The sequence below is a fragment of the Kistimonas asteriae genome, assembly GCF_018263925.1.
Taxonomy (GTDB): Bacteria; Pseudomonadota; Gammaproteobacteria; order Pseudomonadales; family Endozoicomonadaceae; genus Kistimonas; species Kistimonas asteriae.
Map to the genome: position 1 here is coordinate 274,141 of NZ_JAEVHF010000003.1, position 26,312 is coordinate 300,452.

Genomic DNA, 26,312 nt, shown 5'->3' on the forward strand with positions numbered 1-26,312 from the left:
TGAATACCCTTCAGCGCCGTACAATGAACAAACGTATATTGAAGCTACCCAGTTGCTGAAACGCATGAATGACCAGAGGCATACTGTTGTTAATAGCCTCCTTGATCAGGTCTGACGCGGTATCAATTTCATAGAAGCAATGATCTGGAAGATTGAGTTCAAACGGCGGAATCGATAACCGGGAAAGCGTAATGCCCTTGATCGCTGTCGAAACCAGTTGATCGATCCGATTTTTAGGCCCCAGGGTAATCAGGTTAAGGATGTCACCGGGATTTTCTCGAACCCTTTTTTCTGGGATTGCCATAATGAAACGGCTTTTGTCATCAATATCACCGGTCAACGCATACTCCCAGCGTCGGTCGGCCGGCTTCGCTTCTTTTGGCAGTAATTCCCACACATATTCATAACTGGCTGCCTGGATAAATTCCTCCAGACAACCAAACAATGGCGTAAAAGCCTGCTCAAGGCAGTTGAACGTCAACCCCTTAGGTTCAGGAAAAGGACGCTGGCTGATTGTACTCAGCGCACCACACAACGTGATCAGTTCATCGTAAAGCTGTGCCGTATCAATACGCCGATGCATCCTGAGACTCCCGAGACGGGCTTCCCATTGTCTGAGGAGAATTTGCCAGAGTTGGTCATGGTAAAGCGCCTGCAGACTTTTATAGCTTTTACCGCTGTGGATACGATTTTCAATGAGCTTGGCACGGTGACTCAGCTGAGCATAGAACTCTTTCAAGCGGCTGCTCAAAACAGTACTGGCCTTGGCACACAGCACGGGCGGAATAAACGAGGGATCCAATACCACCCCGCCGCCACTGTCCAGCTCCTTGACCTTTGCCAGTGCCAGGGTCGAATAGTTACTTAAATCCCTTCCACCCAGCTGAAGCTGAAAGTTATATTCCGCTAGTGAGATATTGACTGCCGGATTGTCCTTGTTCGTATTGTCAGTGATTTCATCACTGGACAGCAGGTAACGAAAATTGATCTCCTCTTTGCTACCGACCTCCTGATCTCCGAAACTTCGTAACGGAATCGTCAAATAGACGATAAGATCCGTACTTCCATCGGGGATATCAATCACCATTTCACGGGAGATATGAAACGGCGTTGCATCAGGAAAGACGCCTTTTGCGAATCTCAGCCCCACTTTACCTGCGGGCATTAACTCCCTGGCCAGTTGAAGTTCGATGAAGCCAAAATCATCACCTCCCAGCGTACGAAAGTACTGCATTGCGAGATCAGCAAAATAACGCTCCTGTTGCTGAAAATGCTGAGGAGCAACATGCGCCCCCTCAAGCCATGCGACTGCTGCGTGATTCACATTTGTGAGCCTGCGTTTACAAAACGTATGGAAAGGAAATAACTTTGAAAATCAATATAGGTTACAAAATCAGAGATGACCATGAAAATCCTGCTGTTCAATTTGGATCAATTGATGTAACTGTAACAAACAGTCATACCCAAGATTAGTCATCTAGATCATGCGGCTACAATTACCATCTTAATGGTTAGTATCATCAGCCAAAAAGCGCAAAAGAAACAACTCTATTGAATAAAAATTATAGATAAACAAGAAAATAACTCTGCCAAGCTAATTATAAAAACACGACAATATCAGCATACATTAAGGACAGATAAATACATGCACTCGATCACTCAGGATAATTGTTAATTTATTGACATCACATACAAACACCTTCTTAGAAAATCAATATAAAAGTAGTAGCAGGATAACCTATCCAAATACTAACATTCGTCCTCCATCCATTAACAACTGATTGCATCAATCTATATCTACTACTTAGCAAATAAAAAATTTACAGAACTTGCAAACACATATAGAGCAAATAAAAACCGTCTACCAGATAAAATCAGATCGACACTATTTCAAAAAATAATATCTATATTCAATTACCACAACATTACTTATCCAACAAACTACACTTTCCCCATCAATACACCCGACTCACCTAACAAATTATAACAACATGTAAAATCAACCATACTAATCCTTGATCCCGGCCCACGGATAGGATCACTATATATCACCCATTCATCTGCCACTTCAAGATCGTAATCAGGATAGGGCAAACTGGATTCCAGCACACCGGTGATAACGATTGCATGAGGTTGTCCATTCATGAAAAGCCCTGCAGACAAAAGCGGGCCATAACGCTTCAGAAGATCATATAAGGCATTCAGTGTTTGCTCCGTATTCTCCCAATCAATCATTTGCAACCCTGCAGCTATACCAATATCAATCATTTCCTGCCTAGTTACCCCACGATTAGGGTAATTATTTGCATCAGGTTCAGATAAAGGAGCACTATTGAGAAGCTGCATCCGCATGGATTTCGCAGCGCGCCCTCGCCTCTGGAAATCTTCGCAAGTTCGAACCGAAACATTCAGCCAATCAGGATCTATGGATGCTTTACCCATTTCTTGTATAAATAGCCAGTGATCAACCATTTGCATAGCTGTTAGCCAACAACTCATCTGTCTTTGCTGTTGAATATAGGGAACCTGATAATTAAAAGCTAAAGACATAAACATTTCCTCCATTCATGAAGGCAGTATTTACACGCTAAAATTTCATGCCGCTTATTGGCTCATAGTCATTATCCATGCAAATATAATTCTTCGTATTGCAATCCTTTTTTACAATTTTCGTTTTAATTTTTTGCATCTCCTCAACCAATAAATAGACATTCGACTTAATCCCAGACACCTTACTAATAAAGGCGTCTGGATAGTATAGCGACGTTTGATTAACCCGGGATACGTTTTATCTTCGCGCCCAGCTGCTGAAGTTTTTCTTCAATACATTCATAACCACGGTCAATGTGGTAAATACGGTCAACCATGGTATCGCCATCCGCGACCAGCCCCGCAATCACAAGACTGGCAGAAGCACGAAGATCGGTTGCCATTACCGGAGCTCCCTTTAACTCTGAAACCCCTGTCACAATGGCAGTATTGCCTTCCACGTCGATCGTCGCACCCATGCGCTTCATTTCCTGAACATGCATGAAGCGGTTCTCAAACACGGTTTCTGTAATGGAACCGGTGCCTTCCGCAACAGCGTTCAACGCCGTGAACTGGGCCTGAACATCGGTGGGCAATGCAGGGTAAGGGGCGGTTTTCAGATTGATCGCTTTCGGACGACGGCCTTCCATGTCCAGGGAAATCCAATCATCCCCCCATTGCACATTGGCGCCGGCTTCCTGCAACTTTGTCAGGACGGAATCCAGAATCTTGGGCTCCGTATCCTTGACCTTGATGCGCCCACCGGTAGCCGCCGCAGCGATCAGGTAGGTACTGGTTTCAATCCGGTCCGGCAACACGGAATAAACACAACCGTGCAAGCGATCAACACCCTGAATACGGATGGTATCAGTGCCGTGGCCTTCAATTTTGGCCCCCATACGCAACAGGCACTCGGCCAGATCAACCACTTCCGGTTCACGGGCTGCGTTTTCAATCAGGGTTTCACCTTCTGCAAGCACGGCGGCCATCAGCAGGTTTTCGGTGCCTGTCACCGTGACGGTGTCCATGAAAATACGGGCACCTTTCAAACGCTTGGCCTTGGCGCGGATATACCCTTCCTCAACCTTGACCTCTGCCCCCATGGCCTCGAGACCACGGATATGCAGGTCAACCGGCCGGCTGCCAATGGCACACCCACCCGGCAGCGCCACTTCAGCTTCACCAAAGCGACTCAGCAGCGGCCCCAGCACGAGAATGGACGCACGCATGGTCTTGACCAGTTCATAGGGTGCGCTGAGATGCTTGATGGTGCTGGCATGCACTTCGACATTCATCTTCTCATCAATGAGCAGATCAACCCCCATGCAGCCAAACAGCTCGATCATGGTCGTGATGTCATTGAGGTGCGGCAGGTTACAGACTGTCACCGGCTCGTCGGCCAGCAGCGTGGCAGCCAGGATCGGCAGGGCGGAATTCTTGGCGCCGGAGATCCGGATCTCGCCATTGAGTTGCACACCGCCAGTAATTATCAGCTTATCCATTGAAACCCCTGTTGAGAGGATAAGCATTATTTCCGGGAAGCAACATCGCGTTCACCCTCCTGGAAATAACACAGGTAATACGGAACCATTATCAGCCCTGACTGACCCACAACAACGCGGCACCACTCAGGGACTGACCGGCAAAAGAGTTACTGCTGGGCAGCCCATTCGTCACGGGTGAAGGTACGCATAGTCACCGCGTGAATCGTGCCGTCAGCAATCAGGTCATTCAGGTGGGCATACACCATTTGCTGGCGTTTTACAGGCAAGGCGCCGCTAAACTGATCAGAAATCACGGTCAATTGGAAATCACAGCCCTCACCAGAAACGATGACCTCGGCGTCATCCAGTCGTTCTTCCAGTAGCGTCTTGATTTCAACAGCTTGCATAGCGCTCATCCCAACCCGGATACAAAACGAGCAATAATAATAAAAGAAACGGGCGGAACACCAGTGTTCCGCCCGTTTCTTACACGTTTTTTTCAGTTTTTCTGGAATTTCAGGCCATTGGCAACAAACTATCCACGCCGCAGACCCCTGCCAGGGCCATTAATTCATCCGGTAACCCGGTAAACGTCAGGCTGACCTGTTTATTCGCCGCATCCCGCATCAGGGAGAGCAGCAACGCCAGTGCTGCACTATCCGCACGGGTCACAGCAGACAAGTCAACTTCCCACCCTGGCGCAACCTGACAATCAATCAGCGCCATACTGGCGACCTCCAGCTCAGCCGCCGTGTCGACATCAACAGCGCCCTTCAATGCCATCTTACCCGGTGCCGTCACCTCAACTGTATTCATCAGGACCCCTGGGCTGCCTCCGCCTGGTTCTTCATGATGGCCGACCAGTTAGCAATCACCTTGCCCACATCCTTGTACTGCTGCATGGCAGAAGTGAACTGGTTGCGGAACTGCACGCCGATGTTGATCCCTTCAACGATGATATTCCGCGCTTTCCACTGGCCGCCATCCTGTATCATAGAATAAGACAAGCTGTATTCCTGGTTGTCAGAGCTGACTTTCAGATTGACCGGAATCGAACGAATCTTCCGGTTACGGTAATCAGTCAACTGCTCTTCAGCCACAGGATCAACCCGAGACAATTTCAGACGGGAAGGATCCAGCGTCATGACCGCCTTACCATAAAACTCAATCAGGCTGTCCCGAAACGTCTGGGTAAACGCCTGCAGCTGTTCAGGTGTCGCCCGGTGCGCATACTTACCCATCACACCACGGGCCACCTGGTCAAAGGCAATGACCGGATCCAGCACCTCTTCAACGGCCACGTAGTATTTCTGCGGTTCTTTTTCGAAAACCGTTCGGTTTTCACGCAACACCGTCAGCACCCGGTTGGTGGCCTCGCTGGCCACGGTTTCCGGCTTCTGTTCAGCCGCCGCGACGGGCAGGGAAACCTGTGCAACAACCGCCAGCAGTGCCAGCATACGAGTCAGTTTCTGTGTCATTTTCATGGTTGGCAACCGCCGAGATCACACGTTAATTAAAGTCTATCGCCGTTGGGTCAAAACGCATCATCACTGGCCGTGTCGTCCTTGCCGACAGCACCCAGCATGAATTTACCGATCAGGTCCTCGAGTACAATTGCGGACTGGGTATCATCAAACAGCTCACCCGGCCGCAGGAACTCTGCCGCACCGCCAATACTGATCCCTACATACTTCTCACCCAAAAGACCTGCCGTCTCGATAGCCGCCGTACTATCAATGGGAATATTGTCGACATCACTGTCGATCGCCATAGTAACCCGCGCCATATAAGTTTTCTTGTTCAGCTCGATACCCACCACTCGGCCAATCGTCACCCCGGCCATGGCCACCTTGGCCCGATGCGTAAGGGAACCGACATTATCGAATTCCGCATACAGCTCATACGTCTGTGAGTTACCACTCAGTGACAGGCCGCTGACTTTCAGCGCCAGCAGGACAAGCGCAAACACGCCCGCCAGAATAAAGGCGCCGACACCAATTTCTATCGTTCGCATTCGCATCGCTTACAGGTCTCCAAACATTACGGCAGTCAATATAAAGTCAAGCCCCAGAACAGCCAGGGAGGCGTAGACCACCGTGCGGGTCGTTGCCCGACTGATACCTTCTGATGTCGGCACAGTGTCATAGCCCTGGAATACGGCAATCCAGGTCACAACCACACCAAACACCAGACTTTTTATCATTCCGTCAATCACATCATTGCGAAAATCAACGGCTTGGTGCATGTTGGCCCAGAATGAGCCTGCATCAATACCGAGCCAGTCAACCCCCACCATGGCGCCCCCCAGGATGCCCACCATGGAAAAGATGGCGGCCAGCAGCGGCATGCTGATAAAACCGGCCCAGAATCGCGGCGCGATGATCCGCTTAAGCGGATCAACACCGATCATCTCCATGCTCGACAACTGTTCCGTGGCTTTCATCAGTCCGATTTCCGCCGTCAGTGCGGAACCCGCCCGGCCAGCAAACAGCAGTCCAGTCACCACCGGCCCCAGCTCACGCACCAGGCTCAGCGCCACCAGCTGACCGACCGCCTGCTCTGAACCATAACGGACCAGGATGTTGTACCCCTGCAGCCCCAGCACCATACCGATGAAAAAGCCGGATACGATGATAATGACCAGTGACAGCACACCCACTGAATACAGCTGTTTGATCAGCAACGGGAACATGGAACCGTGGTGGGAGCGCCCCAGGATGGCATGAAACAGGATCATCCCGGCGCGGCCAATCGCCTGGATGCGCTCAAGGCCTATACGCCCGAGTCTTACCAGATTATCGACAAGCCCTGTCATTACCCCTCCTCCAGCAATTCTGTGAGGTAATCCTCACCAGAATAATGGAACGGTACCGGACCATCCGGCAGGCCATTCATAAACTGCCGGATATCCGGGTCATTCGAATTCATCATTTCTTCCGGTGTGCCCTTGCCAATCACATGGCCATCGGCAAACAGATAGAGAAAATCTGCAATACTGGCGGTTTCCGTCAGATCATGAGACACGACGATTGTCGTCATATTCAGGGAATCATTGAGCATCCTGACCAACTTGACCAGTACCCCCATGGCAATAGGATCCTGCCCGACGAAAGGTTCGTCGTACATCATCATGCCGGGATCCAGCGAAATGGCACGGGCCAGCGCCACACGACGCGCCATGCCACCGGAGAGTTCGCTGGGCATCAGCTGGGACGCGCCACGCAAACCGACTGCCTGCAATTTCATCAGGACAATATCCCGAATCATGCGGTCTGGCAGGTTGGTATGCACCCGAAGCGGAAAGGCGACATTTTCAAAGACGCTCAGATCTGTGAACAGCGCACCGCTCTGGAACAACATCCCCATGCGACGACGCAGCTGGAACAGGTGCTCCCGATCCTGCGCAAACAGATCATGGCCATCGACCCGGATCGTACCGGCATCAGGCTTCAACTGGGCACCGATAAGACGCAGCAGCGTCGTTTTACCGGTACCACTTGGCCCCATCACAGCGGTGACCTTACCCCGGGGAATATCCATATCCACGTTGTCGAAGATCACTCGTTCGCCACGTAGAAAGGTTAGCCCCCGGATTTCAACAAAATTGTCCGATAGTGCACTCATTGAGTAAAAGCGCCTTCCATCCAGGAATCGGTTAACGCGAAACAATCCATACCCAACCGCAGGCGATACAGGCGCTCACGGTGATTCAATACAACCAGGGATTCAGCCAGTAAGGCTACAAGATTACACAACAGGCAATAGCGACGCGCTACCAAGGCAATAGCACACTGACACCATTATCCTGCCGATAAAAGTGTAACACCGTTCACATTATGACATAAGCCTCACCGTGAACGATGCTGATTATCTGAATATTTCCAGCGGCCTACTGTAATCAACAGACCCTTAACAGAACCTGAACAAGTAGCAAGGTTACGGTTTTTTCGTCACTTCAGAGTGCCAGACTGCCACTTTACAGATACAATCCTCGCTTTAAGCAGACAGGTTTACGTAATCACCATGCTTCTCGCTACTGGCGCCATCCTTGCCGGATTTATCGCCCTGATGTGGAGCGCCGACAAATTTGTCAACGGCGCAGCCGCTACCGCTCGAAACTTCGGCATGTCACCCATGCTGATCGGACTGACGATTGTCTCCATCGGCACGTCTGCCCCTGAAATTCTTGTTTCCCTGATGGCCGCACTTTCCGGCTACGGCAACCTCGCTGTCGGAAACGCCGTCGGCTCCAACATTGCCAATATAGGCCTGGTACTGGGCATTACCGCTATCGTTGCGCCACTGCCGGTAAAAAGCGAGATCGTTCGCCGGGAAATTCCGCTGCTGATGATTATCACCGTGCTGGCCGGCCTGCTATTAATAGACAACCAATTGGGGCAGCTGGACGGTATTCTGCTGATCAGCGGCCTGATCTTCACCCTGTACCTGATCTACCGCTGGCAAAGCCAGCCCAGCAGCAAACAACAAACCAGCGCTGGTGAGGAAACCGAAGAAGAACTGCCGGACATCAGCCAGGCAAAAGCCACTGTTCTTCTGATCATTGGACTTCTGGTGATGGTGGCCAGCTCACGCCTGCTGGTCTGGGGTGCGACGGAAATAGCCAGGTCACTGGGCATCAGTGAACTGGTCATCGGCCTGACCATTGTCGCCATCGGCACCAGCCTGCCGGAACTGGCCGCCTCCGTGGTCAGCGCCCTGAAAAAACACCATGACATTGCGCTGGGAAATATTGTAGGCTCCAACATCTTTAACCTGCTGGCCGTTATGGCAGTGCCCGGCATCGTCGCACCGGCCTCCATCGATCCGGCCGCATTCCAGCGTGACGTTCCGGCCATGACCGCCATCACGGCGCTGCTATTGATCCTGGCGCTGGCCGGTCGCAAACGCCAGATAATAGGACGGGGCGCCGGCGTACTACTGGCAGCCAGCTATTTGGGCTATACCCTGCTGCTATACCTGCAAAGCTGATACTTTATGGACACGCACCCAGACATCACTGCGACCACTGAATCACTATCTGACCGAGCTGCAATGACCAATCCGGAAGCTTTTATCGCGTCAGGCCGACGCACTGTAGACCTTGAACGCAAGGCCGTTGATGCCCTGCATAATCGTATCGACAACCACTTTGCGGATGCCTGCCAGCTGACACTGGCCTGTACCGGCCGCGTCATCGTGGTTGGCATGGGCAAGTCAGGCCATATTGGCCGCAAGATTGCCGCCACCCTGGCCAGCACCGGAACCCCCTCATTCTTTGTACACCCGGCAGAAGCCAGCCACGGCGACATGGGCATGATCACCAGCAATGATATGGTGCTGGCCCTGTCCAATTCCGGCAATACCAGCGAAGTGGTTACCCTGATTCCGCTGTTGAAACGACTGGGCATTCCCCTGATCAGCATGACAGGCAACAACGATTCCACACTGGCGCGCGCTTCTGACGTCCACTTGAATGTCAGTGTCGAAAAAGAGGCTTGCCCTCTGGACCTTGCACCCACATCAAGTACGACCGTAACACTGGTCATGGGCGATGCACTGGCGATTTCCCTGCTGGAAGCACGCGGCTTTACTGCGGAAGACTTTGCCTTCTCCCACCCCGGTGGCAGTCTCGGACGGCGCCTGCTACTGAAAGTCTCTGACATCATGCATACCGGCAACCGCATCCCCATGGTCAGGGAAGGCACACCCCTCGGCCAGGCACTGCTGGAGATCACCGGTAAGGGACTGGGCATCACTGCCATCTGCGATGACAAACAACACGTCCTGGGTGTCTTCACCGATGGCGACCTGCGCCGGACACTGGACCAGAACATCGACCCGCGCAACAGCCTGATCGATGACGTGATGACCCGTCACTGCAAAACCGTCCGGGACAACATTCTGGCCGCTGAAGCCCTGCATATCATGGATGAATACAAGATCAACGCCCTGATCTGTGTAAACGAAGACAATCACGCCATCGGCGCCATCAATATGCATGACCTGCTTAAGGCTGGAGTTGTCTGAATGAATGCTGCACTGCACGAAAAAGCACGTAATGTGAAACTGGCCGTTTTTGATGTGGACGGTGTTTTGTCCGATGGACGCCTCTATTTCACGTCTGACGGTAAGGAAATCAAGGCATTCAACATACTGGATGGCTTGGGCATCAAACTGCTGCAAAACAGCGGTGTCGAGACTGCTATCATTACTGGCCGCAACTCACCACTGGTTGAAAAGCGCGCTCGCGACCTCGGCATTGCTCACCTGGTACAGGGCCGGGAAGACAAATTGACCGTCCTCACCGGCATGCTCGAAGAACTCGGGCTGACCTTTGAGCAGGTCGCCTACCTGGGCGACGACCTACCAGACCTGGCTGCGATCCGCCGCGCCGGCCTGGGCATGGCGGTTGCCAATGCGCATGACTTCGTCAAACAGCACGCTGACGGTGTCACTCAATTGAAAGGCGGTCGCGGCGCTGCACGGGAATTCTGTGAACTGATCATGACGGCCCAGGGCACCCTCGAAGCTGCACAGGCGGCATATCTCTGAGACTCAGGGATACGCCGAGCGGGTTAAGGACATTTTATGCCATTACGCCAGATTTTATTGATAGCCGCCATTGTCGTCCTTGCGGTCGGCATGGGCTACTGGGCCTACGAAACCGACCTCAAGGTCTCCCGCCAGCCTGCCGGGACAACCACCGAGATCAAGGTGCCGGATTTCTTTTCCTACAATGCACATATCCGCGAATTCAATGAGCATGGACAGCTGAAATCCGACCTGACTGCAGACAGCATCAGTCACTTTCCACACAATGACATCACACTACTGGCCAGCCCTGACCTTTGGAGTTACAGCGAAAACGCCACTCCCTGGCACACTGTTGCCGACACAGGCCGCATTCTGCCTGACGGGGAAACCGTGGAGCTGAAACAGAATGTGGTCATGACCCAGGTCGAAGGCGACACCCAGAAGCTGCGCATGGACACAGACTTTCTGACCATATACTCTGGTCAGGATTTTGCCGATACCAACCGGCCGGTCACCATCATCAGCCCCAGCGGGGTGATGAAAGCCAACGGCATGAAAGCGTTTTATAAACGGGATTTTATCCAGCTGAAGTCCAGGGTCAGGGGCGTACATGAATCACGCTAAATTCACACTTACATTTGTTGCCGCCATGGCACTGTTCAGTGCAACATCTGCACTGGCATTACCCAGTGATCGGGAAAAACCGATCCATATTTCTTCAGATTCTGCCGACATCGACGACAAAAATGGCATTTCCATCTACCGTGGTAATGTCATTATGAACCAGGGCACCACCAAGCTGACTGGGGATATTGTGACCATCTACTCCAAAGATCGTCAGATTCAGAAGATTGTTTCTCAAGGCAAGAAGAAACAGGCCTATTTTGAGGAAGAGCAGAGCAGCGAGAAAGGTCTCCTTAAAGCCTGGGGCAAGACCATCAAGTATTACCTGGATAATGAGAAGGTCGAGCTGATCAAGCAAGCCCGCCTGGAACAGAAAGGCGACACCTTTACCGGCGACATGATCGAGTACGACAAGCAGGCCCAGATAGTCAACGCCAAGGCTGATAGCGCGAATCAGGGCAAGCGGGTCGAAATGGTGATCCAGCCCCGCCAGTAACATGATCCATCCCCGTGATGACCACGCTTATCTATAAAGCGGCCATCACGGGTTCAACCATTTCCGATGTACAGCGGTTAAACGACAGCATGTCTCAGCTTAAAGCCTGCAACCTCAAAAAACAGTATGGTGGCCGCCAGGTCGTCAGGGATGTCTCTGTCAGTATTGAGAGTGGGCAGATTGTCGGACTGCTCGGCCCCAACGGCGCCGGCAAAACGACCTGTTTCTATATGATTGTCGGACTGGTGCACGCCGATGGCGGCCTGGTCCAGATCGATAATCAGGATATCACCCCGCTTCCCATGCATGGCCGAGCCCGTGCCGGAATCGGCTACCTGCCCCAGGAAGCATCCATCTTCCGCAAACTCAGTGTGGCTGACAACCTGATGGCCATCCTTGAAACCCGCAAGGATCTGACCAAAGCCCAGCGTGTTGAGAAGCAGGAACAGTTGCTGGAAGAGTTCAATATTCAGCATATCCGCGACAGCGCAGGCATGAGCCTGTCTGGTGGTGAACGACGCCGGGTTGAGATTGCCCGTTCACTGGCGACGGAGCCTTCCTTCATTCTACTGGATGAACCCTTTGCCGGCGTTGACCCCATCTCGGTCAATGACATCAAGCAAATCATCCAACACCTCAAGAACCGCGGCATCGGCGTCCTGATCACTGACCATAACGTTCGCGAAACGCTGGATATCTGTGAGCACGCCTATATTGTCAGCGAAGGCCATATTATCGCCGAAGGCGACAGCCACACCATCATGGCCAACCAGAAGGTTCGCGACGTATATCTCGGTGAACACTTCCGTATCTGATGCAAAATCCGATCCAGCCATGTACTATACCGTCGCGTAAGCGATAAGCGTCGCAGAAAACTGATCAGCCTCAGGCGTCAACAGACGCCTGGCAAGCTCTCAGGGATGAGCAAGAACGACAACCGTGAATACGTAGTGCAACCAGGACCGGTAGAGTCATGAAGCCATCACTGGAACTCAAGATTGGCCAGCAACTGACCATGACCCCGCAACTGCAGCAGGCCATCCGGCTGTTGCAGCTGTCGACACTGGATCTGCAACAAGAGATCCAGCAGGCTATTGAGAGCAACCCGCTGCTTGAGCAGGAAGAAGGTTCGCCAGAAAGCAATGCCTCGGAAGAATCCAATTCACAGGAAGACGATGCCGGCAACGAAACCGGTCTGACCGACTTTTCCGCCGGTGAAAAGACAGAAAAACCATCAGAAGACGCCGAATCCCAGGAAGAATGGAGTGAGCAGATTCCTTCTGACCTCCCCGTCGATAGTGGTTGGGATGACATCTATCAGTCTTCTTCCAGCGGACAGGGCGAGCGGTCCGACGATGACTTTACCAGCCGCAGCAGCGCACCCGACTCCCTGCAGGACCACCTTGAATGGCAGCTTAACCTGACCCCCATGAGCGACACTGATCGCCTGATCGGCATCGCCATCATTGACGCAATAAACAACGACGGATACTTAACCTGCCCATTGGAAGACATTCTTGAGGGTATGGAGCCAGCCCTGGAGCTGGAACTTGATGAAATCGAAGTCATGCTGCATCGCATCCAGCAGTTTGACCCGGTCGGTGTTGCCTGCAGGGATTTGCGCGAGTGCCTTCTCCTTCAGCTGAACAGCCCGGACTACCAGGATGAGCCTGCCCTTCCGGCCGCCCAAAAGGTCGCTGACCAGCACCTGGATCGCCTGGGCAGCCGCGATTACACCACCATCATGCGCAAGGCAAAGCTCAAAGAGCCCGAACTGAAAAGCGCCATCGAGCTGATCCAGACCCTGAACCCCAAACCCGGCAGCAGCCTTGAAACCAGTGAGGCTGAGTATGTCATACCTGATGTATTGGTCAGCAAGAAACAGGGTGAATGGTCGGTTGAACTGAACCCTGACGCCTCGCCACGGCTGCGCATCAATACCGGCTACTCATCTCTGATCCGCCGGGCAGACAGCAGCAGCGACAACACCTACCTGAAAAATCAGCTTCAGGAAGCCCGCTGGTTTATCAAGAGCCTGCAGAGCCGCAGTGAAACCCTGCTCAAGGTAGCCACCCGGATTGTCGACTACCAGCGCGGGTTCTTTGACTATGGCGAAGAAGCCATGAAACCGCTGGTGCTGCACGATATTGCCGAAAGCGTGGAGATGCATGAGTCCACCATCTCCCGTGTGACCACGCAGAAATATATGCACACACCCCGGGGCATCTTTGAACTCAAATACTTTTTCTCCAGCCATGTCAGCACAGCCTCAGGGGGAGAGTGTTCCTCGACCGCCATTCGGGCGCTGATCAAGAAGCTGGTCTCCCAGGAGAACCCGAGAAAACCCCTGAGCGACAACAAGATTGCCACAATGCTGGCGGAACAGGGCATCCAGGTGGCACGGCGAACCATTGCCAAGTACCGGGAATCCATCATGATTCCGCCATCCAATGAACGAAAACGGCTGGTGTAGTCTACGCTGTGGCTAATGATCGGAAACGGCACGTATGGGCATACGCGGATTCCAGTAAATAGGTCGCAAAAACCCAAGACGATCGCCCCTGTGCAATGGTACACTACAGCCGTCAGCCCGGTTCGGACGGAGTGCGAATCGGATGTGAGCGAACCTGTGATCAGGAGAGTAACGCATGCAAGTTAACATCAGCGGACATCATGTCGAAGTTACCGAGTCCCTCCGCGAGTATGTTACCAAAAAACTAAACAAGCTCGCTGAACACTGCGATAGCATAACCAATATTCAGGTTACGCTCAGCGTAGAAAAAGTCAGACAGCTTGCAGAAGCGACGCTCCACATACGCGGCGCGGATATCGCAGCGTCCGCCGAGCATGAGGATATGTATGCTGCCATTGACCTTATGGCCGACAAGCTTGATCGCCAGATTCTCAAGCACAAAGAGAAAAATATCGACCGTATGCAGGGAGCCGGCTCGCACTGAGCACTCCTCGCAACCCCCAGTATTCCAATGAGTATTCGTAAGATTCTATTGCCCGAGCACGCCCTCTGCGGCGTGCAGGGTGGCAGCAAAAAGCGCACCCTTGAATATATCGCCAACCTGATCGGACAACATGATCCCGTCATCGACGCCAAGGATCTGTTCAACTGTCTTGTCACCCGTGAAAAGCTGGGAAGTACCGGTTTGGGCAACGGTGTCGCGATACCTCACTGCAGGCTGGCATCCTGTAAGAAACCGGCCGCGGTATTTCTGCAGCTGGCCGAACCGATTGACTTCGACGCCATTGATCGCCACCCGGTCGATCTTATCTTTGCACTGGTCGTGCCGGATAACAGCATCAATGAACACCTGGAGCTCCTCAAAAAGCTGGCCGAAAAGTTCAGCAACCCGGCGATTTGTGAGTCCCTGCGAAAAGCCGAAAGCAGTGAAATGCTGTACCAGTTGATCACTTGCGAGGAATAATTTCCTCCCAAACGGCATTCATCCCCATAAACAACAAACCACTGTCGTTTGACCTCTTTCTCTTGTTTTCATTTTTACCTATGCTTGAACTGATCAGTGCTGCTACCCTCTGCGGCGGCAGTGCTGTCGGCAGCAACAAATACGGAATGATTAACAATGTCCACCGTCCCCCGGCTGATCGTCATCAGCGGTCGATCAGGTTCTGGTAAAAGTGCAGCACTTCACGCCCTGGAAGACCAGGGGTTTTATTGCGTGGACAACCTGCCGGCCGATCTGCTGCCTGGACTGATTGACAGCCTGCGCAACAACCCCAGTGAACAGTCTCCACAGATTGCCCTCAGCATTGACGCCCGCAACATTCCCGGCGCACTCAGTCATTTTGCATCGGTTCACCATGAAATCACTGAAAAACAAGGTATTGAGTGTGACATCATATTCCTCGATGCTGACGACACCACCCTGCTGAAGCGGTATAGCTCAACCCGCAGACGTCACCCCCTGAGCAATACACAGTATTCACTGGAAGAAGCCATCAAGCGGGAAACAGACATACTGGAACCAATATCCCTGTTAGCTGATTTGCGGATTGATACCAGTACATTGTCGCTGCACGACCTGCGCAGCACCATCCGCCAGCGGGTACTGGGCAAACAGGAGCATGGTTTATCACTGCAACTGCAATCCTTTGGCTTCAAGCATGGTATCCCTACCGACGCTGACTACGTCTTTGATGTCCGCTGCCTACCAAACCCGTACTGGGATGAGTCACTACGCCACTTCTCAGGCATGGATGAACCGGTTATAGAGTTCCTGCAGAATCACACTTCAGTACAGCGAATGATCGATTCAATCTATAGCTTCATTGAAAGCTGGCTGAAAGATTTTGAAGCGGGGAATCGCAGCTATATGACTATCGCCATTGGGTGTACCGGCGGTCAACATCGCTCAGTTTTTGTCTCTGAAGCACTCGCTCAACGCTTTCGACAGACTCACGATAACACCCAGATTCGGCACAGAGAGATTCAGGCAATATGATCCGTGAGACCATTACGATAAAAAACAAACTGGGCCTGCATGCAAGGGCTGCTGCAAAATTCGTCACAACCAGCTCCGCCTTTGCCAGCCGCATTGACGTGGGGCGTGATCAGAAAATGGTGGACGGTAAAAGCATCATGTCGGTGATGATGCTGGCAGCCAGCCAAGGCACCGAGCTGACTGTCGAGATCGATGGCAAGGATGAGGCCCAGGCACTACGCGCCTTGCAAGCCTTGATTGATGATTTTTTCGGTGAGGGAGAATAATCTCCCGCCCCGCCCCCGAAAAGCGCTGGACATTTATCGTGCCCCACCGCATTCTCCGCTTGCCCCACAGTCAACCGACTGACTATTCTTCAAACATATAACCACTGTCTACTATATTCCGCGGTCAAGGACAGGCATGACACAGCAACACTCCCTGGCGCTTTCAGACAACCAGCTGGACATCCTCAATAAAGCCCTGGAGGAAGGCATTTCCACGCAGGTCAAACAGATGCTCAACAGCCTCTCGCCTGCCGATGCCGCCCACCTGCTGGCCTCAGCGCCGCCCCGACAGCGGAGCCTGCTATGGAAGCTCATTGACGTTGAACACGAAGGCGATGTCCTCAACGAAATGAGTGATGACGTCAGACAGTTCTTTATTGACCGCATGAATGTGGCGGAACTGATCGGTATTCTGGAAGGACAGGATATCGATGACATTGCTGACATGCTGCAGCAACTGCCCCAGACCATCACCCACCAGGTGCTGTCGTCAATGAGTCAGCAGGATCGCCAGCGAATTGAGGCTGTCCTGTCATGGCCTGAGGATACCGCCGGCGGCCTGATGAATACCGACACCAGCACAGTCAGGCCGGATATCACCATTGATGTGGCGCTTCGTTACCTGCGTCGCCACGAATCCCTGCCGGAACCCTTCGACGGACTGCTGGTTGTCAGCCGGGAGGACACCTTAATAGGCACCCTTCCCACGACCCGGCTGCTGACACAGGATGGCAACAAGACCATCAGTGAGGTCATGGAAACGGATTTCATTGCCATTCCCGCTGATATGCAGGACAGCCAGGTTGCCCAGCTCTTCGAACGCGAGGATCTCATCTCAGCCCCCGTGATTGACGAGCATAATCGTTTGCTGGGGCGTGTCACCGTTGATGACGTCGTTGACGTTATCCGGGAAGAAGCGGATCACTCCGTGATGAGCCGGGCTGGTCTCGACGAAGACGAAGACACCTTCGCACCGACATTCAAGACTGCCCGCCGTCGCGCGACCTGGCTGGGCATCAACCTGATGACGGCCTTTATTTCTGCCAGCGTCATTGGCCTGTTCCAGGATACAATCGACAAAGTCGTTGCCCTGGCGGTCCTGATGCCCATTGTCGCCAGCATGGGCGGCATTGCCGGCAGCCAGACACTGACCCTGATTATTCGAGCCATTGCACTGGGTCAGATAGGTCGCTCCAACACCCGCTGGCTGGTCACCCGGGAATTCATCGTCGGCCTGTCTAATGGCGTGATCTGGGCCAGCGTGGTTGCCACTGCTGCCATGCTCTGGTTTGACGACCCGGTGATCGCCTTCGTGATCGCCCTGGCCATGGTCATCAACCTGACCGTCGGCGTTGTGGTCGGTGCTATCCTGCCGATGATACTCCGGGCCGTGAATATTGACCCGGCGCTGGCCGGAACCGTGGTATTGACCACTATCACCGATGTTACCGGGTTCATGTCATTCCTGGGACTAGCCACACTATTCTATTCCTGATTCCCAGCCATAAAAAAACACCGGATAACCGGTGTTTTTTTATGGGCTTATGACGCGTTAATTGCCAGCAACCGTCATACCATCAATCAGCAATGAACCCGTCTGGATATTGCCGCGACGGTCCACATCATTACCCACCGCCTGCAATTGCATAAACATGTCTTTCAGATTACCCGCAATGGTAACTTCTGACACCGGATACTGGATCTCACCATTTTCCACCCAGAACCCGGCTGCACCGCGAGAATAATCACCTGTCACGATATTCACACCATGACCGATCAATTCGGTCAATAAGAGGCCAGTTCCCATCTGTTTCAGGAGTGCAGCCTGATCGCCCGCATTGCTTTCAATGAACAGGTTACGTGCGCCGCCCGCATTAGCGGTACTTTTCATCCCTAACTTGCGGCCAGAGTAAGTACTCAACAGGTAGTTGGCCAATACGCCATCCGTAATGAAATCCTTGGCGTAGGTTTGCAGACCATCGCCATCAAATGCGCCGGAACCCATGCCACCTTTTAACAGGGGTTTCTCATGGATGTGCACCCACTCAGGAAATATCTTCTTACCGAGATGATCCAGCAGGAAAGAGGATTGCCGGTAGAGGTTACCCCCACTGATACCCGCCATCAGGTTTCCGATCACACCTCCGGCCAGCTCGGCACTGAACAGAACGGGCACCTTGCAGGTTTTCAGTTTCTGGCCACCCAGGCGACGAATCGTGCGTTCTGCCGCCGTGCGCCCAACATCAACCATCCGGTCAAGCAGGTTGCCGTCGCGGGCGACGGTGTACCAGTAGTCACGCTGCATCTCGTCGCCTTTCTGGGCGATCACCACACAACTGACACTGTGCCGACTGGACGCCTGCGTACCAATGAAACCGTGACTGTTCCCGTAGACACGGCAACCCTGGTGGGTATTCACGGTCGCACCGTCCGAATTCGTGATCAACGGGCTCGACTCTCGCGCTGCAGCCTCACATTCACGGGCAAGATTGATCGCCTCTTCCGTATCAATACCCCAGGGGTGATAGAGATCCAGATCAGGAAACTCCGTTGCCATCAGCGCTTTGTCCGCCAGGCCGGCACAGTCATCCTCGCTGGTGTAACGGGCAATATCACAGGCAGCCTCAACGGTGGCGCGAATAGCATCCGGGCTGGAATCAGTCGTACTGGCAGATCCTTTTCGCTGCCCGAAGTAGACCGTAATGCCAAAACCCTTGTCCTGGTTGAATTCCACGGTTTCCACCTCACCGAGGCGAACCGAGGCGGACAATCCGGCATCACTGCTGGCGCCGACCTCACAGGCTGAAGCGCCCTGGCGGCTAGCCTCGGCAACAATGTCTTCCACCAGCGTCTTCAGACGCTCTTGCTCAACGGCTGGATCGATAGCGGGCTGCAGCTGATGGCTGGTCATTCCAACTCCCAATGGCGTTGTTTGCGATAAACCTCATTGTACCGTCAGGCTTGGCCAAGGGGAAAGCGTACTGTGGCCGATCAGACCGGACTTTCCTGACAACAAACGCTACAATGCACCCCATCGTATGAGTGTGGAATAGCAATGAATCACCCCGACAACTTTGGAGAACAGGACGAGTTCGACGACATCGAGTATGTCAGCAAAAGCCAGATCAAAAAGGAAATGCACGAACTCAGGGATATAGGCGCCAGACTCCAGGAGCTGAAGCCGGCGCACCTGGAGAAACTGGTGCTGACAGAGCGCCTGAAAGCAGCCCTGGAAGAAGGGCGCCGTATCAAGAGCTTTAACGCCAAGAAACGGCACCTGAACTTCATTGGCAAGTTGATGCGCGACCAGGACGTAGAACCGATCCAGGAACTGCTGCAGCGGCTGGACAGCCAGACAGAAGAGAGTGCCCGCCACTTCCACCAGCTGGAGCGCTGGCGCGAGCGGCTCCTGACGGAAGGTAATGCGGCATTAACGGAGTATATGGACGAATACCCCCAGGCTGACAACCAGTATATTCGCCAGCTGGTACGGAATGTCCTGAAGGAACAGAAAGAAAACAAGCCACCGGCCCAGAATCGGAAACTGTTTCGCTACCTGCGCGAAGTCAGTGAAGACATGAAACCGGCGGAGTAATAAAGCGTCAGGCAGCCTCAACAGGAGACTGCCTGTCACAACTATCAGGTGCCGGTGCCGCCCACCGTGATTTCATCAATCTTCAAGGTCGGCTGACCCACACCAACGGGTACAGACTGCCCATCCTTGCCGCAAACCCCTACTCCTGTATCCAGCTTCAGGTTATTACCCACCATGGACACCCGGTTCATGACTTCCGGCCCATTGCCAATCAATGTCGCCCCCTTGACCGGCGAGGTGACCTTACCGTTCTCAATCAGATAAGCCTCACTGGTGGAGAACACGAATTTACCCGAAGTGATATCAACCTGCCCACCGCCCATATTGGCCACATAGATGCCCTTATCCACCGAAGCGATGATCTCATCATGCTCATCGGAACCGGCCAGCATGTAAGTATTGGTCATGCGCGGCATGGGCAGGTGGGAATAGGACTCACGGCGACCATTGCCGGTTGAGACTCCGCCCATCAGACGGGCATTCATCTTGTCCTGCATATAGCCCTTGAGAATGCCATTCTCAATCAATACGGTGCATTCAGAAGGCACGCCTTCATCATCCATATTCAAGGAGCCCCGACGGCCAGCAATCGTGCCATCATCCACAATCGTACACAGCGGAGACGCGACTCGCTCACCGATACGGCCAGAAAAGGCAGAACTGCCTTTACGGTTGAAATCCCCTTCCAGACCATGCCCAACCGCTTCATGCAGCAAGACACCATTCCAGCCTGCTCCAAGGACTACGGGCATAGCACCGGCCGGTGCCGGTACGGCAGCAAGGTTGACCAGCGCCTGCCGCACCGCCTCCCGTGCATAATCATGCCAAAGGTCGCCGTCCAGGAACATCTGGTACGTGCCACGACCACCGCCCCCAAAAGAACCCCGCTCAAGCCGGCCATTCTCTTCGGCAATCACACTGACATTCAGACGCACCAGCGGCCGAATATCTGCAGCCAGCGTACCATCACTGGCTGCCACCAGAATGGTTTCATACACGCCAGCCATACTGACGGTGACCTGCTTAATTCTGTTGTCTTCCTGCCGGGCGGCCTGGTCAACATTCTTAAGCAGCTCAACTTTCTGATCCCGACTCAGGGTATCCAGTGGATTGATTTCATCATAGAGACTGAGCGGCTGACTTCTCCCCCAGGCCTGCACAGCACGCGACTGCCCCTGCCGGGCAATACTCCGCGAGGCGCCTGCTGCCGCTTCCAGCGCAGTGAGCTCAATATCATTGGCATAAGCAAAACCGGTTTTTTCGCCGCTCATGGAGCGTACGCCGACCCCGCGATCCGCGTTGAAACTACCTTCCTTGACGATGCCGTCTTCCAGCACCCAGCCTTCATGGCGGCTGCTCTGGAAATAGAGGTCCGCGGCATCAATCTGATGCCCCAGCATCCCATGGAGGACCTGCTCGATATGCTTGTCTTCAAGGCTTGATGGTGCCAGCAGGTGTTCTCTGGCGAGACTCAGAATATCTGTCATGAATTATTCTCTGGCTTTTCCCGCTTGTCTTAGGGCTATGGTATGAGAGGCTGTGAACCGGCACAAGAACAGTATGGATAACCGTCGGTTATTTTGCGCATAACCGACGGTGGGACAGGCAGGGCATCTGCTGCCGAACCTCCGCCAGCCGGGCCATATCCAGTGTTGCCATGATCACGCCCGGCTCATCGCCGGCTTCTGCCAATATTTCACCCCATGGGTCAATAATCATGGAATGACCCCAGGTTTCCCGGCCCTTGCCATGATGTCCACACTGGTTGGCGGCCAGAACAAAACACTGGTTCTCAATAGCCCGGGCTCGCAACAGCACTTCCCAGTGTGCTTCGCCTGTCACCCAGGTGAATGCGGCTGGCACCGTGAATATTTCTGTATCCTGCGCAGACAACGCACGATACAACTCAGGAAAGCGAAGGTCATAACAGACAGACAACCCTACCTTTCCCGCCGCGGTTTCCACATTCACTACCTGATCACCATGCCGATAGCTGTCGGATTCACGATAAGTGCCCTTACCGTCCGCAACCTCCACATCAAAAAGATGCATCTTGTTATAACGGGCCTGCTGTTGACCTTCAGGGTCATAAACAAAACAGCTCGCAAAGTGTCGTTCATCAGGACGGGAATCTGTCCCCTGTGAGCTACAGGGCGTAGTACCACCAATAATCCACAATCCCAACGTCTTCGCCTGACCAGAAAGAAACGCTTGAATGGTTGCGGAACGCCCTTCCTCCAACCCCAGTTGTTTCAGGTTTCCCTCCAGGCAGCTAAAACATTCCGGCAAAACGGCCAATACTGCACCACGAGCCGCTGCCTGTGAGAGCCAACGCTCAGCCTCTTTCAGGTTCGCGTCGACATCAGGACCAGAATTCATCTGAATAACAGCAACGTTTGCCATGACCACCCCGGCAATCAGTCTTTCTTGACCTTGTTGGAAAACAGCTTGTCCAGTTTCACATCAGGGTCCGCGAAAGGCCCCTTGATCTCATACCGGACACTGGCCAGCTGCTCAACCTTCTTGCCCCAGAGTTTATCGAACAGGTAAATGGCACCCGCAATCTGGGGCTGCCCCAGCAACAAGCTGACCAGCGGCAGGTTTTCCGTAACGGGCAACGTCACCACCAGCTCCAGGTTCAGGTTTTGCTTGAGCAGGTCAATCACGCCCCCCAGTTTGAAGTTCGACGACGGACCGGACACTTCTATCGGCTCGGCAAAGGTAATCAGTCCTTCATTGAAGTTCATCACCCCCTTGATCCGGTCAAACGTGACACCCGACTTGAACAGGTCTGAAAAATCGAGTTTCAAGCGGCGGGTGATAGAATCCAGGTTGAGAATACCGAAAATACGCAGCACACCAGATGCAGCGTCCGAGGAAAGGAAACGCCCATCCTTAATATCAATCCCGACGCGACCTTTCAGATGCTTTGCCATAAAGGCGGCCGGTGAACCGGGCCAGGCCACATCGGCAGTAAACACCGCTTTACGCGTCGTAATGCGATCGGGATATCCCCAACTGGCCAGCACACGCTTCAAATCACCGGTCGAGATATGCCCCTTGTAATGGGTATCAGGTTTACCGTCTACCAGATTCCACGCCAGCGCCCCATGCAACGCCAGTCCGCCCAGGGCTCCATTGAGTTCCTGCAGAACAATACCTGTATCGGTTTTCCGTGTCTGAAGACTGACTTTGCCAAACTCACGTTCTCCAATTCGCACATCCCGTATATCAATGTCCATGACCGGAATCGTCTTCGGATTAACATCCGCCAGGGGATCTTTCTCTGCCTGCTCCGGCTTAGGTTCTTCCTCTTGGGCCAGCAGCGATTCTGGCAACACCAGTTTTTCCACATCAAGAACCAGCGGGGCATCCTGATTCGGCACGGTCAGGGTGCCCTTTGCCATCGGCGACGTTAATCGGATATGGGTGCCACGCGGGTCGCTGAGGACACTGAAACGGGTGTCATCCAGCACATAGTCATCCACTTTCAGCTGCTGAATGGAAAAATCACTGACGCTCAGCTCCAGTCCACCCACTGCCAATCCCTCAGCACCTGCACCTTTGCCTTTAGCATCATCTTCGGTTGATGCCTGACTATAGTCCTGCCACCATTTTCGCCATGGTGATAAATCCAGTGTTTTCAGGCCACCCGCAACCTGAAGACCGGTTTCCGGCAAACGGGGTTTCCCCTTGCCAAAATAAACGACACCAGACTTTAATGTCTGTCCATCCAGCCGCAGGAGCGATGTAATCTCGCCACCCACCGTCGTACGCACCGTTACCGCCCCCTTGTCAGGCAGGGTGGCACTGACCTGGAGTTTCCGGGTCGCTTGCTCAGTCTTGCCCAACGGCGCAGGCAGAGGGATGGTGATACCTTTAAGGTCACTGGTCACATCCAGGGTAATCCCTCCTTTATCCGGTATCATCAGGTCAGCCCGATAGGTTGTCTGCCCTCGAAGCCAGGGGGATAAATCCTGCCCCAGCGACAACTGGATGGCAGCCACATTCGCAGTCCCTGACAGACCTAACCGCACAGTATCCGACTTCACATCCGTCTGAATATCCAGCTTCACCAGCTTGTCATACAACAATGCCTGTAAACCCTGGGTATAAAGCCCTTTTTCAGTGGTGTAATGGAATTGCCCGGCTACATTCTTGAGGGAGACCTCCGGGCTCTGCAGTGAGAAGCTGCCATTATCGGTTGTGACGGCAACATTAATCTTGTCTTCCAAACCGGCTTTCAACGGGATACCCAGATTGAGATGGATATCCAGATCACCACCCAGCGTCCAGTTGTCCGCGGCATGATGGATAGCATCCGCAATAGGCGTCTCGCGCAACAGCTTGAGGCCATCCTTGCCGGTTGACACCAGGCCAGCTTCCAGGTTCAGTACCAGCGGATCTGCGGTCTCCAGATCCGGCACCGATGCCTTCAGGCTCACTACCCGACTGTCATAAAGACGGGCTCGACGGGCCGACACGTTGACGGCATCCTGATCAACCAGCACCAGTCCATTAATATCCTTGAGTTCCGGCCAGTCCGGGCTGTACATCAACTCGCCGTTTTCAATATTGAAGTAGAGCCCCCATGTCACATCATTGGGCGCATCCGTCACATCGAGCGGTCCATTCCAGATGAAGGCGCCATCCGTTATTGCAGCGCCGTGAATACCGGTTTTCAGCCAGCGCACCAGCTCCTCATCCATACCGATCTTGACCGGCAGGTATTTCTCCGCATAACGGGCATCGCCGTTGGAGATACCGACTTCCAGCCCCATAGTGACCGGCTCACCATCCAACGGCACATCCAAACGGAATCGAGCGTCAAGATCACCCTCTTTGGCAACAAAGTGCATGTGATCCGTTCTCAGGCGATACACGTCGTCTGTCAGCCGCCAATACAACTGCCCGGTTACCTGCTCATAGGTCCAGTCCTCATCAAAGACATTATCAAGACCCAGCACAAAATCCTTGCTATCGAGGTCCAGCATGCCTTCCCAGGCTGTCATGCGGAGCTTGCCTGAAATATGTTCGCCGGAGGGGGCTCCCTCCCAGGAGTCCACCGCGACCTCATCCAGTACCGCCGCGAGGTCAAAATCGAATTTTTCACGCTCCGGATAAAACCGCAGCACCACCTGCTCCAACTCACCACGGGGGTTCAGCACCCGCAGGAGTTTGTCCGCAATACCTGGCAGGGCCACAGTATCCAACATCTGTTTCAGCGGCTGGAGGGAAATCGTGTCGGTCGCCACCGTCAGCTGTGACTCAGGCTCGTGACGAGAAGAAAAATAGAACTGACTGCGCGGATAGGGAATACCCCCAAAGATAAACTGCCAGTCCTGCAACCATGCCTGCCAGTCCTGCTGATCCCCCTTGGCAAACAGCCGGGTACTGAAATCCGTCAGTGGCGGCAACGTACGCTTCTGCCAGTCCAGGTCCAGCATGGGTGCTTTCAGATCACTACTGACCTGCCACTGCCCTTTATTCCATTCAGCCTGAACCTCCGCTGCCACACGAAGCTGATTCAGCTTAATACCAAGATGCTGCTGAACAATGCCTTCAAACAGGGGCAGCCAGGGTTTGATATTGATCTGTTCCGCTTTCAGGTGTCCGGACAACCGGATATCCGGCCAACGCAAAAGCGGTCCTTCTGCCGCCAGGTTCAGCGACAATAGATCTCCACCCGCGGTCACCAGGCGTCCGGACAGGTGGCGATTGGCTTTCGCCCCCCCGACGCGGAGGTGCTCCACCATCAGTCCGGCCTGACTGCCCTCGTTATTGCTGACCTGTAGAGAGACCTTTCGGAAATTGATGCTTTCCTGATTACTCAGAACATCGGTCAGTTCCTTAAGGTCACGCTCCCTGACCACGGTCTGCTGGTTCGCTGCGGCATTTTGTACCGGAAACCCTGCCACACCCCACTGCCCGTCGTTGAACGTCAACTTGATCTGGGCGCCATCCACCGTGATGCTGTCAAAGACCGGTGATAACGAACGGATACTGGCGAGGGTATCCAGCTGCAGAATGGCGGTATCTATCTCTACCGCCGTCTTGCCCGGCTGATCCTGCTGGTAAACACGAATACCGGTCACCGCAATGGCGGGATTGTAGTTGTAGATACGTCCCTTGATAGACGTCAGAGTGACCTTGGTTTTAAACGTATTTCCAAGAAAGACCTGCAATTCATCCCTGAAATTGTCCATCCAGGGCATCAGCAGACGCACGACACTGACAGTCAGTGCCGTGGAGATGATGACTGCGGCAAATGCCAGCCATGTTGCCTTTGCCAGTCTCTTCATGGATTCCGCC

Annotated in this window: 26 protein-coding genes; 13 read left to right on the top strand and 13 right to left on the bottom strand. The window is 53.4% G+C overall.

Features of this window, described 5'->3' with window-relative positions; translation table 11 throughout:
* Nucleotides 1–10 precede the first annotated feature (10 nt).
* The 9 genes from tssK to KHS78_RS05660 all read right to left on the bottom strand — a co-directional run bounded on the left by tssK (nt 11) and on the right by KHS78_RS05660 (nt 7,637).
* Nucleotides 11–1,324, bottom strand: a complete 1,314-nt coding sequence (gene tssK / locus KHS78_RS05620) for a type VI secretion system baseplate subunit TssK (protein WP_211825968.1) — start codon at nt 1,322–1,324, stop codon at nt 11–13.
* A 617-nt stretch (nt 1,325–1,941) separates the two neighbouring features.
* Nucleotides 1,942–2,550, bottom strand: coding sequence for a papain-like cysteine protease family protein (locus KHS78_RS05625; RefSeq protein ID WP_211825969.1), 609 nt, complete (start codon nt 2,548–2,550; stop codon nt 1,942–1,944).
* Nucleotides 2,551–2,771: 221 nt separating this feature from the next.
* Complete coding sequence (gene murA / locus KHS78_RS05630) at nt 2,772–4,031, bottom strand: UDP-N-acetylglucosamine 1-carboxyvinyltransferase (RefSeq protein ID WP_211825971.1); 1,260 nt, start codon at nt 4,029–4,031, stop codon at nt 2,772–2,774.
* 149 nt (nt 4,032–4,180) lie between these two features.
* On the bottom strand, nt 4,181–4,420 hold the full coding sequence (locus KHS78_RS05635) for a BolA family protein (protein WP_211825973.1): 240 nt from the start codon (nt 4,418–4,420) through the stop codon (nt 4,181–4,183).
* A 109-nt stretch (nt 4,421–4,529) separates the two neighbouring features.
* Nucleotides 4,530–4,829, bottom strand: a complete 300-nt coding sequence (locus KHS78_RS05640; protein WP_211825975.1) for an STAS domain-containing protein — start codon at nt 4,827–4,829, stop codon at nt 4,530–4,532.
* Entirely contained in the window at nt 4,829–5,497 is a 669-nt protein-coding gene (locus KHS78_RS05645) for an MlaC/ttg2D family ABC transporter substrate-binding protein (RefSeq protein ID WP_211825977.1), read from the bottom strand. The genes KHS78_RS05640 and KHS78_RS05645 overlap by 1 nt, the downstream gene beginning before the upstream one ends.
* A gap of 50 nt (nt 5,498–5,547) precedes the next feature.
* The gene (gene mlaD / locus KHS78_RS05650; RefSeq protein WP_425513958.1) at nt 5,548–6,027 is read right to left on the bottom strand and encodes an outer membrane lipid asymmetry maintenance protein MlaD; all 480 of its coding nucleotides are present in this window, start codon (nt 6,025–6,027) and stop codon (nt 5,548–5,550) included.
* 9 nt (nt 6,028–6,036) lie between these two features.
* Nucleotides 6,037–6,828, bottom strand: a complete 792-nt coding sequence (gene mlaE, locus KHS78_RS05655) for a lipid asymmetry maintenance ABC transporter permease subunit MlaE (protein WP_211825982.1) — start codon at nt 6,826–6,828, stop codon at nt 6,037–6,039.
* Nucleotides 6,828–7,637, bottom strand: a complete 810-nt coding sequence (locus KHS78_RS05660) for an ATP-binding cassette domain-containing protein (protein ID WP_211825984.1) — start codon at nt 7,635–7,637, stop codon at nt 6,828–6,830. Before KHS78_RS05660 ends, mlaE begins: the two co-directional genes overlap by 1 nt.
* A gap of 399 nt (nt 7,638–8,036) precedes the next feature.
* On the opposite strand from KHS78_RS05660, the gene KHS78_RS05665 reads away from it, so the two are divergent.
* The 12 genes from KHS78_RS05665 to mgtE all read left to right on the top strand — a co-directional run bounded on the left by KHS78_RS05665 (nt 8,037) and on the right by mgtE (nt 17,900).
* Nucleotides 8,037–9,002, top strand: coding sequence for a calcium/sodium antiporter (locus KHS78_RS05665; RefSeq protein ID WP_211825986.1), 966 nt, complete (start codon nt 8,037–8,039; stop codon nt 9,000–9,002).
* Between the two features lie 63 nt (nt 9,003–9,065).
* Complete coding sequence (locus tag KHS78_RS05670; protein ID WP_211826089.1) at nt 9,066–10,040, top strand: KpsF/GutQ family sugar-phosphate isomerase; 975 nt, start codon at nt 9,066–9,068, stop codon at nt 10,038–10,040.
* Nucleotides 10,041–10,565, top strand: a complete 525-nt coding sequence (locus KHS78_RS05675) for a KdsC family phosphatase (RefSeq protein ID WP_211825988.1) — start codon at nt 10,041–10,043, stop codon at nt 10,563–10,565.
* 36 nt (nt 10,566–10,601) lie between these two features.
* Complete coding sequence (gene lptC / locus KHS78_RS05680; RefSeq protein ID WP_211825990.1) at nt 10,602–11,171, top strand: LPS export ABC transporter periplasmic protein LptC; 570 nt, start codon at nt 10,602–10,604, stop codon at nt 11,169–11,171.
* Nucleotides 11,158–11,667: a lipopolysaccharide transport periplasmic protein LptA gene (gene lptA, locus KHS78_RS05685; RefSeq protein WP_211825991.1), complete on the top strand. Its 510-nt coding sequence runs from the start codon at nt 11,158–11,160 to the stop codon at nt 11,665–11,667. Before lptC ends, lptA begins: the two co-directional genes overlap by 14 nt.
* 89 nt (nt 11,668–11,756) lie before the next feature.
* On the top strand, nt 11,757–12,482 hold the full coding sequence (lptB, locus tag KHS78_RS05690) for an LPS export ABC transporter ATP-binding protein (RefSeq protein WP_211826090.1): 726 nt from the start codon (nt 11,757–11,759) through the stop codon (nt 12,480–12,482).
* Nucleotides 12,483–12,640: 158 nt separating this feature from the next.
* Nucleotides 12,641–14,140 (top strand): RNA polymerase factor sigma-54, encoded by a 1,500-nt coding sequence (locus KHS78_RS05695; RefSeq protein WP_211825993.1) that lies wholly within the window; start codon nt 12,641–12,643, stop codon nt 14,138–14,140.
* A 175-nt stretch (nt 14,141–14,315) separates the two neighbouring features.
* On the top strand, nt 14,316–14,624 hold the full coding sequence (gene hpf / locus KHS78_RS05700; RefSeq protein WP_211825996.1) for a ribosome hibernation-promoting factor, HPF/YfiA family: 309 nt from the start codon (nt 14,316–14,318) through the stop codon (nt 14,622–14,624).
* Between the two features lie 27 nt (nt 14,625–14,651).
* Nucleotides 14,652–15,104, top strand: coding sequence for a PTS IIA-like nitrogen regulatory protein PtsN (gene ptsN, locus KHS78_RS05705; protein WP_211825997.1), 453 nt, complete (start codon nt 14,652–14,654; stop codon nt 15,102–15,104).
* Between the two features lie 156 nt (nt 15,105–15,260).
* Nucleotides 15,261–16,139 carry an RNase adapter RapZ gene (rapZ, locus tag KHS78_RS05710; protein ID WP_211825999.1) on the top strand — a complete coding sequence of 293 codons (879 nt, stop codon included), beginning with the start codon at nt 15,261–15,263 and terminating at the stop codon, nt 16,137–16,139.
* Entirely contained in the window at nt 16,136–16,405 is a 270-nt protein-coding gene (locus tag KHS78_RS05715; RefSeq protein WP_211826001.1) for an HPr family phosphocarrier protein, read from the top strand. The genes rapZ and KHS78_RS05715 overlap by 4 nt, the downstream gene beginning before the upstream one ends.
* Before the next feature lie 136 nt (nt 16,406–16,541).
* Nucleotides 16,542–17,900: a magnesium transporter gene (gene mgtE / locus KHS78_RS05720; RefSeq protein ID WP_211826003.1), complete on the top strand. Its 1,359-nt coding sequence runs from the start codon at nt 16,542–16,544 to the stop codon at nt 17,898–17,900.
* A 57-nt stretch (nt 17,901–17,957) separates the two neighbouring features.
* Here the strand turns inward: mgtE and pmbA are convergent, their stop codons facing one another.
* Nucleotides 17,958–19,301, bottom strand: a complete 1,344-nt coding sequence (gene pmbA / locus KHS78_RS05725) for a metalloprotease PmbA (protein WP_425513961.1) — start codon at nt 19,299–19,301, stop codon at nt 17,958–17,960.
* A gap of 159 nt (nt 19,302–19,460) precedes the next feature.
* Here pmbA and yjgA point away from each other — a divergent pair, with 159 nt between their 5' ends.
* Nucleotides 19,461–20,000, top strand: a complete 540-nt coding sequence (yjgA, locus tag KHS78_RS05730) for a ribosome biogenesis factor YjgA (RefSeq protein WP_211826007.1) — start codon at nt 19,461–19,463, stop codon at nt 19,998–20,000.
* A gap of 44 nt (nt 20,001–20,044) precedes the next feature.
* On the opposite strand, the gene tldD is transcribed toward yjgA, so the two are convergent.
* The 3 genes from tldD to KHS78_RS05745 form a co-directional block, all read right to left on the bottom strand.
* Nucleotides 20,045–21,487 (bottom strand): metalloprotease TldD, encoded by a 1,443-nt coding sequence (gene tldD, locus KHS78_RS05735; protein ID WP_211826009.1) that lies wholly within the window; start codon nt 21,485–21,487, stop codon nt 20,045–20,047.
* Nucleotides 21,488–21,575: 88 nt separating this feature from the next.
* A complete protein-coding gene (locus KHS78_RS05740) occupies nt 21,576–22,403 on the bottom strand; it encodes a carbon-nitrogen hydrolase family protein (RefSeq protein ID WP_211826011.1) in 828 nt (275 codons plus the stop codon).
* A 14-nt stretch (nt 22,404–22,417) separates the two neighbouring features.
* Entirely contained in the window at nt 22,418–26,302 is a 3,885-nt protein-coding gene (locus KHS78_RS05745) for a YhdP family protein (protein ID WP_211826012.1), read from the bottom strand.
* Between the last annotated feature and the right edge of the window lie 10 nt (nt 26,303–26,312).

What these genes read in the sequence shown, in the direction of transcription:
- KHS78_RS05645 (WP_211825977.1), bottom strand. Translation starts at nt 5,497, where the DNA reads ATGAAAATGACACAGAAACTGACTCGTATGCTGGCACTGCTGGCGGTT.
- lptA (WP_211825991.1), top strand. Translation starts at nt 11,158, where the DNA reads ATGAATCACGCTAAATTCACACTTACATTTGTTGCCGCCATGGCACTG.
- hpf (WP_211825996.1), top strand. Translation starts at nt 14,316, where the DNA reads ATGCAAGTTAACATCAGCGGACATCATGTCGAAGTTACCGAGTCCCTC.
- tldD (WP_211826009.1), bottom strand. Translation starts at nt 21,487, where the DNA reads ATGACAGATATTCTGAGTCTCGCCAGAGAACACCTGCTGGCACCATCA.
- mgtE (WP_211826003.1), top strand. Translation starts at nt 16,542, where the DNA reads ATGACACAGCAACACTCCCTGGCGCTTTCAGACAACCAGCTGGACATC.
- yjgA (WP_211826007.1), top strand. Translation starts at nt 19,461, where the DNA reads ATGAATCACCCCGACAACTTTGGAGAACAGGACGAGTTCGACGACATC.
- KHS78_RS05695 (WP_211825993.1), top strand. Translation starts at nt 12,641, where the DNA reads ATGAAGCCATCACTGGAACTCAAGATTGGCCAGCAACTGACCATGACC.
- ptsN (WP_211825997.1), top strand. Translation starts at nt 14,652, where the DNA reads ATGAGTATTCGTAAGATTCTATTGCCCGAGCACGCCCTCTGCGGCGTG.
- mlaD (WP_425513958.1), bottom strand. Translation starts at nt 6,027, where the DNA reads ATGCGAACGATAGAAATTGGTGTCGGCGCCTTTATTCTGGCGGGCGTG.
- KHS78_RS05715 (WP_211826001.1), top strand. Translation starts at nt 16,136, where the DNA reads ATGATCCGTGAGACCATTACGATAAAAAACAAACTGGGCCTGCATGCA.
- lptC (WP_211825990.1), top strand. Translation starts at nt 10,602, where the DNA reads ATGCCATTACGCCAGATTTTATTGATAGCCGCCATTGTCGTCCTTGCG.
- mlaE (WP_211825982.1), bottom strand. Translation starts at nt 6,828, where the DNA reads ATGACAGGGCTTGTCGATAATCTGGTAAGACTCGGGCGTATAGGCCTT.
- KHS78_RS05670 (WP_211826089.1), top strand. Translation starts at nt 9,066, where the DNA reads ATGACCAATCCGGAAGCTTTTATCGCGTCAGGCCGACGCACTGTAGAC.
- KHS78_RS05625 (WP_211825969.1), bottom strand. Translation starts at nt 2,550, where the DNA reads ATGTCTTTAGCTTTTAATTATCAGGTTCCCTATATTCAACAGCAAAGA.
- KHS78_RS05740 (WP_211826011.1), bottom strand. Translation starts at nt 22,403, where the DNA reads ATGGCAAACGTTGCTGTTATTCAGATGAATTCTGGTCCTGATGTCGAC.
- KHS78_RS05675 (WP_211825988.1), top strand. Translation starts at nt 10,041, where the DNA reads ATGAATGCTGCACTGCACGAAAAAGCACGTAATGTGAAACTGGCCGTT.
- KHS78_RS05665 (WP_211825986.1), top strand. Translation starts at nt 8,037, where the DNA reads ATGCTTCTCGCTACTGGCGCCATCCTTGCCGGATTTATCGCCCTGATG.
- murA (WP_211825971.1), bottom strand. Translation starts at nt 4,031, where the DNA reads ATGGATAAGCTGATAATTACTGGCGGTGTGCAACTCAATGGCGAGATC.
- KHS78_RS05660 (WP_211825984.1), bottom strand. Translation starts at nt 7,637, where the DNA reads ATGAGTGCACTATCGGACAATTTTGTTGAAATCCGGGGGCTAACCTTT.
- KHS78_RS05745 (WP_211826012.1), bottom strand. Translation starts at nt 26,302, where the DNA reads ATGAAGAGACTGGCAAAGGCAACATGGCTGGCATTTGCCGCAGTCATC.
- rapZ (WP_211825999.1), top strand. Translation starts at nt 15,261, where the DNA reads ATGTCCACCGTCCCCCGGCTGATCGTCATCAGCGGTCGATCAGGTTCT.
- KHS78_RS05640 (WP_211825975.1), bottom strand. Translation starts at nt 4,829, where the DNA reads ATGAATACAGTTGAGGTGACGGCACCGGGTAAGATGGCATTGAAGGGC.
- KHS78_RS05635 (WP_211825973.1), bottom strand. Translation starts at nt 4,420, where the DNA reads ATGCAAGCTGTTGAAATCAAGACGCTACTGGAAGAACGACTGGATGAC.
- lptB (WP_211826090.1), top strand. Translation starts at nt 11,757, where the DNA reads ATGTCTCAGCTTAAAGCCTGCAACCTCAAAAAACAGTATGGTGGCCGC.